The 7,227-nt window shown below is 45.3% G+C and carries 5 protein-coding genes; 2 read left to right on the top strand and 3 right to left on the bottom strand.

Annotated elements, in window-relative coordinates; all coding sequences use genetic code 11:
• The coding region (locus tag BG32_RS09575) for a dipeptidase (protein ID WP_121526746.1) at window positions 1–1,494 on the top strand (1,494 nt) is incomplete at its 5' end.
• Between the two features lie 250 nt (window positions 1,495–1,744).
• A complete protein-coding gene (locus BG32_RS09580; RefSeq protein WP_006492119.1) occupies window positions 1,745–2,017 on the top strand; it encodes a hypothetical protein in 273 nt (90 codons plus the stop codon).
• Window positions 2,018–2,091: 74 nt separating this feature from the next.
• Here the strand turns inward: BG32_RS09580 and BG32_RS09585 are convergent, their stop codons facing one another.
• From BG32_RS09585 to BG32_RS09595, 3 genes are all read right to left on the bottom strand, one after another.
• Window positions 2,092–4,215, bottom strand: a complete 2,124-nt coding sequence (locus BG32_RS09585; protein ID WP_006492120.1) for a DEAD/DEAH box helicase — start codon at window positions 4,213–4,215, stop codon at window positions 2,092–2,094.
• A complete protein-coding gene (locus BG32_RS09590; protein ID WP_006492122.1) occupies window positions 4,212–5,405 on the bottom strand; it encodes a BREX system ATP-binding domain-containing protein in 1,194 nt (397 codons plus the stop codon). The genes BG32_RS09585 and BG32_RS09590 overlap by 4 nt, the downstream gene beginning before the upstream one ends.
• A 49-nt stretch (window positions 5,406–5,454) precedes the next feature.
• Window positions 5,455–7,227, bottom strand: a 1,773-nt coding sequence (locus BG32_RS09595) for a hypothetical protein (RefSeq protein WP_259459658.1), incomplete at its 5' end; no start/stop codon positions are given.

Here is a 7,227-nt window from a genome sequence, read left to right on the forward strand (position 1 = left end):
CACAACGATGATTCAACCAGTGCGGATTTCCGTCTGTGGATTATCCCTGCGATGGATTGGCCGGAAGGTTCAATGAGAGATATCGTGCTCGATTCTCACAACTACATCGATTACGGCAACTATCCCGAAGTGAACATTGGTTCGAAGGGGACTCTCATAGGACAGATTCCTCAGGTTCCTCACACCTATCAGTACTTCCACTCAAGATACTCCTTCATGAACGAGAAAGGAGTTGCCGTAAGCGAATCAACATTTGGTATCGACACCAGTACCGATTATGGCAAGGAAGTAAGAAAGGTTCTCTGGACGGACTCTAAGGGAATCATTGACTGCTGGACGGCACAGGATATTGCTCTCGAGAGAGCCGCGACCGCGAGAGAAGCTGTAAGGATCATGGGTGATCTCGTCGAGCAGTATGGATGGAGCACGGTTGGTGGCGGCGGAGAGACAATGACCGTTGCCGACGGCGAAGAGACCTGGATCGTTGAGTTCTACGGAAGAGATATTTGGGCTGGTGTAAGGATTCCAAGTGACCACTTCACAGTTGCAGCAAATAGAGCAAGAATCATGGAAGTTGATCTCGAGGATACAGAAAACGTTATGGCTTCCCCGAACATAGTGTCCTTTGCCGTGGAACAGGGATGGTATGATCCCAGTTCAGGCAAGCCATTCAACATAGCCGAGATTTACGCTCCGAACGACAGCCTTTACGCAACAAGAAGAGAGTGGAGAGCATTCGACCTCGTAGCTCCTTCTCTGGGACTCAGCCCACACGACTTGAGATTCCCGCTTTCTGTTAAGCCCGACAGACTTCTCACCGTACATGATATCTTTGCGATCAAGGGTGATTACTATCAGGGAACGGATTACGACCTGACAGTTGGACTGGCTGCGGGCCCCTGGGGAGATCCTCTAAGATATGCCAATACTGGTAAGACGGGTTCTTGGGAGAGAAGTATCAATATGCACAGAACCTGCTATGTCCACATAGGCGAGACAAACTCTGCCTATGCAGAACCGTTCAAGGGAATCAGCTGGTTTGGTTACGGCGCGCCTGATACAAGCTACATAGTTCCATTGTGGCCGATAATGAGAGAGCTTCCCAAGTTCTACGAGACCGGTAGCAGATACGAAGAGTTCAGAAGAGACTCTGGTTGGTGGGTCAACTCTTATGTGCAGCAGATGGCCGAACTTCACTATAACCTCGCTATCCAGGATATCAGGAACTACAGGGATCCTAAACTGGAAGTTCTCTACAAGGTTACACCGGAAGTTCAGAAGATAGCTACTGATATGTATGAGACGGATCCAGAAGCTGCTATAGATTTCGTCTCTAACTATGCTTTCATGAACGCGGTTGCATGGCACGAAGAATGGAAACTTCTTGGTGACAGGCTTCTTGGAAACTACGCACTCGGATATGTCAATTTCAAATCCTCACCATATCCCGATTGGTGGAACGAAGCAATCGGTTATGGTTTCCCAGAGAGATAGTTGTATTTCTCTGAATTCAGAGGCGGCCGTTTCGGCCGCTTCTTTTTTGTGTTTCAGATCTCCCAAATCATCAGTATTTCTTTCGTTGCTTTTGAGCAAGATTAAAGAGCGACGGAAAAATGGGCTGATCATGGAGGCGTAATTCTAGAGTCTTCAGGATCGAAAGCATGCTTTTTTCACTATACAAAACTCCACTAAGTTGTGATAACATCTGTCAGTATAGAAGTCAAACCCGAAAGGAGTGGCAAAGGTGCAGAACATAGAGAAGATCATCGATCTAGTTGAAGAGCTTTTCGATGAACTTGAGAATGCTGATGTCCAGGAGCTTACCGAGGCTCTGCCGGATATGGAACAGGATGAAGTGACGGAATTAAGATCAAGCATTGAAGACTGGGTTGATGGACTTGACGAGATCATTGCACGTCTACCCGAGCTTCAAGCATCGATCCTCGAACTGAAAGGTGATCTTGAAAGGCTCAACGATTCAGTTGTGGAGATGGAAGAGGATTTCGAGGAGGACTGAATTAGATTCATTTTTGGGGGGTTCAACTGCCCCCTTTTCTCTTTTACATAGTGGGTGTTTTGCTTGTAGGGAGTTTAGGAGTCAGCATCTGTTACCATTATGGCTTCAGACAGTTCCTTCAGTAAGAGGGAGTCGAAGAATCTGTGTATTACATACTTTATAAGGAGTTGTTGAGGAACGAATCTATCGAGTTTTTCGCCTAAGAGTTCGTACAGTTTCTTTAGCTCATTTGGGTTTTCTCTGAGATAGGTTGAGAGAATCCCTTTGATCTCATTTTCTTCCATTCTTGAAATCGCGAGCAACATTTCGTGAAGTTCATCGATATCGATTCCGTCCTTTACTATTACACTGTGCCAACTAGAGCTAATCTTCTTGATACCGGAAACTGCCTTTATGCACAGAGAGAGAAAGATGTTTGACATATCGCCCGCGAAGGTTTCGATTATTACACTTTTTCTTGAGCTTCGAAGGGAAATTGAAATAGATGATGCCCTGTGATTATCGGTGAAGTCAAGAAGCGTTTGTGAAGCGTCCTGTGAGAGAACCACTCCATCAGGAATCTTAGTCTCTGCCAGAGAAGATTTTATGGCCCTTGCGAACTCCTTTGTCATCAACGAACTGCTTCCAAACCAAGAAGGCGGTTTGCCGCTGTCACCTAAAACAACATGAACTGTCTTCCTGGCAGGATTGACTTCTTTTACAAGGAATGATCTTCCACCGAGAAGAAAACTGACTTCATCGTCAGAGGAAGTGCTAAGAACTGCAGGGTGAATCTTTCCAATTTCGTGTCCGTTGAAAATAACGGAGTATTCAAATCCCCCGGGAAAGAGGACAACAAAGTCCATCTTTTCCTTTCCGCTTCCGATCATCTCGGCGGTAGCAGCCCCCGAAGTTATCGCATTTCCCCTTCTTGCCAGGAAGGATTCCTTAACGAGGTGATCCAAAACGATTTCGAAATCCGCGCTGCCGATTTGTCGGAAAGGGAAGGCTCTCTTGAGCACTGTAAGATCTTCCTTGCACAGAGAACCGGCAGTCTTGGTTAGGCCGATCAACTGATGGCCCAGCAAAGGAAGATGAAAACTGCTAGGCTTGAGTAGCTCAACCGATCCTTCTTCTAGCATATCGAGTATTCCCAGAAGATTATAGAGGCTTTGAGGATCCTCTATGAAAACGGAAATTGTGGATTTGTTCTTCTTTCTTCCGGCACGGCCAGCTCTTTGAAGGAATGAAGCCGCTGATGGAGGTATCTCAAGAAAGATCACCCTATCTATATCGCCTATGTCTATGCCCATTTCCAGCGTCGAAGTGGCTACAATAGCCCTCAGTTTCTTGTCCCTCTTAAACTCCTCCTCAATCTCTACCCTTAAGCTCTTTGATACGGAACTGTGGTGAACCGGGATAGCCAGTCCTAACGCTTTTGCAGAAGCTGCAAAATCCTCGGCCTTCGCTCGCGAGTAAGAAAAGAGTAGAATCTTGTCGTCAGTCTCCTCAAGGAGCCTTGCGAGGTATTCGGCTGGAGAGATCTCTCCTTCCGTGAGAACCTCAATTGTTCGCTTGCTCTTACTGTCGTCAGTTACTATTTCGGATTCTCTGTTTGAGCTCCCACTAAGCCATTCCATAAGGAGTTCAGGGTTTCCAACAGTTGCGGACATTGCAATTCTCTGTTGATCAATGCCAGAGAGAATCTTAATTCTTTCCATTAAAGAAGCAAGCTGAGCGCCTCTTGGAGAATCGATGAAAGCATGCACCTCATCTATTATCACGAATTCTATCTTTGAAAGCAAATCTATGTTCTCACTCAAAAAGATACCTTCAACTGATTCAGGTGTCGTTACGAGTATGGAGGCCTCCTTCGCAGTAGAGAACTTCTCTGATTTTGTGAGATCACCGTGCCACTTCCCCACTACCATACCAAAAGGTCTCAGTATGAGTTCAAGTCGAGAGGCCACGTCGTTGATCAAAGATTTCAGTGGAGCGAAGTAAATGCATTTCAGACCAGCAGAAAGCTCAAGTAGTCTATTAACTACGGGTATCATTACTGCTTCCGTTTTTCCTGAGGCCGTACCCGCAATCAGCAACAAGTTCTTTCCATCCAGCACAGGAGGGATAGTTTTGCTCTGAATCTCTCTCAAGCTCTGCCAGCGATATCTATAAGAGAAGAGATCCACAAGCTTCTGATTTAGTCTGGGATCAATCACCAAAGTTGATCAGCAGCTTTAACTGAATCTGCGTCTCCATTTCCTTCTTGTCCTTTGCCTTGCCTGAGAGAATCGAGGAACTCTACGGTGAGCTTGGCAACTTCTCTAACGGAGGGTCTGAGTTTCCCATCAATTCCTGTGTACTGCTTAACCAGAGACTGCAGTGTGTTCTCTTCGAAGGACGAGTCTGCAGTGTATGAATAGCAGCTGGCGTAAAGCGTCTTTAACCGCCTGATCAACTGTCTCAAATCTTCTTTTCCCAACGGTTCTAGATTCAGGATAATGGTCTTTCCACTATTATCCCCGGAGATGTTTTTCATCCTGTCGTAAAGCGCATGGTAGGATGCAATTCCTCTGTGTTTGTTTTCGAACCAAACATCTGTTCCAAGCCACAAAAAGTAAGTCTTTTGGAGGAACCCAGCAGACATCTTGTCGATGATTTCCCTTAGTTGATTGAAGGTCCTATCCCTTACATCTCTTCTTCTGTTCATTGTGGATTCGAGCTCATCCATTATTATTACCAACCCTGGGACCTGTAAAGTATCCATCAAAGAAGTGAAAGACTTCAGGAAGTTCCAACCATCATCCTGGAGAAAATGGTATATGCCGTGCTTTTTCATCGTTCTTTTGTCAACACTATCTCCAACGAGATACGCATAAAACTCTTCACCCGGTGCTCCCTGTCCAGCGCTTGCTACATATGCGGCGCAGAAATGAGAAAACATGCCATCGGGGTCATAATTGTCTCTAGTTGATAGGTATTCTCTCACTGAGTTCACATCGTCAGACGGAATTCTCAGTTCATCAAGCTCGCCGAGCGTCTTTTCGGCCCAGGCCCTGAGGAATATCTTCAAAGGATTCCCGTTTATTCCCACCATTGTCATGTTCTTCATTATTGATCTGAAGAATTCGTCCTGCTTGTGTAGTGTGTCGTAATCCTTTTCGGAAAGGCAGGATATCATCATTCCTTTTTCCCTGGACACGTATTCCGCGTATCTGGCAAGAGTTGTCTTTCCCAGTCCGTATTCTCCCAGAAAGACTCTCACCTTGCTTTTCCCGGTCAGAATGTAGTTGATATCGTTCTCAATCTCTTGAACGTATTTTTCTCGGCCTGTGAGTATCTCGGTGACGAAATCAACCGGGACGGCAGTTCCGGCTCTTATCGCCTCAAACATCGGATGGTAATCCACGGAAAACTCCTTTCAGCTTTGTGTCAATCATCTGATGCGAACCTCGCTTTCAGCAGTTCCCTAGTTTCTTCATCGAAATTGTTTCCCCAGACAAGCCTGGTACATCACCACTAATAACTTCTATAAGGGGTTTACCGCCACTTGTCACTTTGGGTGCCACTACAAAGACACTCCAGAATGTTAGCCCAAGTTCTTGAAGCGAATACTCTCTTTCGGGTTCACATGAAAGGATTTTACAGACGGTTCTTTTTGTTTTCCCCGACAGGGCTTCTATTTTTGCTTCAAGCTCTCTGAATCCAGTCATCTCTTCTTGTAAGGGTTCTGCAATTTTTATGTCTTCTTCCTCTTTTTCCCTCTCTGGAAAGAAATATGTCCACTCTACCTCATTCATTTTTTTGGTTGACCATTCAAGTTCGTAATGAAGTGAGTTGATCTTTTCGAGGAGTTCTGCAGATATTGGGACCACGGGAACCTCTGTTGTCTCTTCGATTTCCGATTCATCACTCTCTTCGACCATATTTTGTATTATGAGTTCCTCAACTGTTTTATGGTTAGCCTCTCCAGGATTAATCTGGTCTTCAGACTCAGATCGATTCTTTGTTTTTGCTTTTAGCGGAGCGGGGAGCCCATTCTGAGGATACTCTTTCCACGAAGACATTATCCGCGCTTCTTTCAAGAACTCAATGAAAGTTCTTGCGCTTTCCTCTCTTGCAAAAAACAGCTTTATCAAAGGGACACCGAAACCCGTTGCCGAAACTGTTACACAGTAATAGTTGAAGCACTCTATCCGCTCGTTGTTTTTGGCCTCCTTGTCTGGCCCCCCTCCGGGAAGTAAGTACTTCCAAGTATATCCGACGAAAATTGCATCTTTGCTGTCCAAAAAGGCTTCCCGAGAGAGCCTCAACTCTTCTAGCTGAGTTCTTATAGAGTTGAACGGAAAGCTTCTTTCACCCTTCTTGAGACCCGACGAAGTTATCATCAATTCGTCGACAGAGCAAAGATCAAAAACACCGCTGCTTTCTTCACATTTTATAATCCTAAACTCGCTCCTTCTAGCAGAGTAACGCATAGTTTCGCCCGCATGGGCTAAAGGGTCCTTAATCTGTCGTTCTTCAATAATCGTCCAGCAAGCCCAGCCAGCCATTGCCTTCTGGAAAGAGGGTAGAATTCTGCTAGATATCTTTTCGAAATACCACCTTCTTGCTTGTTCCCAATGACTCTGACCAAGTCCATACTCGGTCCTCGCTTCCTTTATGCCTTCAAGCCATGTTGCAATTGTCCCGTACCTTCTAAAACCCTTTTCGAGGTATGAAACGAAGAGATTATCGGGAACGGTAAGCCATTTCATGAAGGTTAAAGAATATCTCTTTATTTCTTTGATTATAGTCTCCAATCTCGAAAGCTGAACCTCCACACTACTTTCATCGTATTCACCCACAGCAAGCACAATCTGATTGTCCAGGAATTTAGAAGCCCCCTCTTCATCGGGAGGGAATTTTGAAAGGAAATCTACAAGATCTGATTCAAGGGTAGGAAGTAATGGGCATTCGAGGCTAAACAACCTCGAAACAATTTCATTCAAAGCGAGATTCAGTCCAAATTGATCGGCCCTTCTCCGCACCCTTTCGTGCAAATTCTTGAGTTCTCTTAGACTCGTTAAGAGAGAGTCGGATTTATCCGCGATCAAAGAGGAATAGTGAAGTACGATCTTTTCTAGAATTTGAGGAGCCTCCTTGAAGTAGTCCAAAAAAACGAAGAAACTATCATCTAGAGTCTGTCGCTCAGTTGCCGCTTGAAACAGAGTGTCGACAAGATCAGAGAG

This window comes from Mesotoga sp. HF07.pep.5.2.highcov (assembly GCF_003666285.1).
Taxonomy (GTDB): Bacteria; Thermotogota; Thermotogae; order Petrotogales; family Kosmotogaceae; genus Mesotoga; species Mesotoga prima.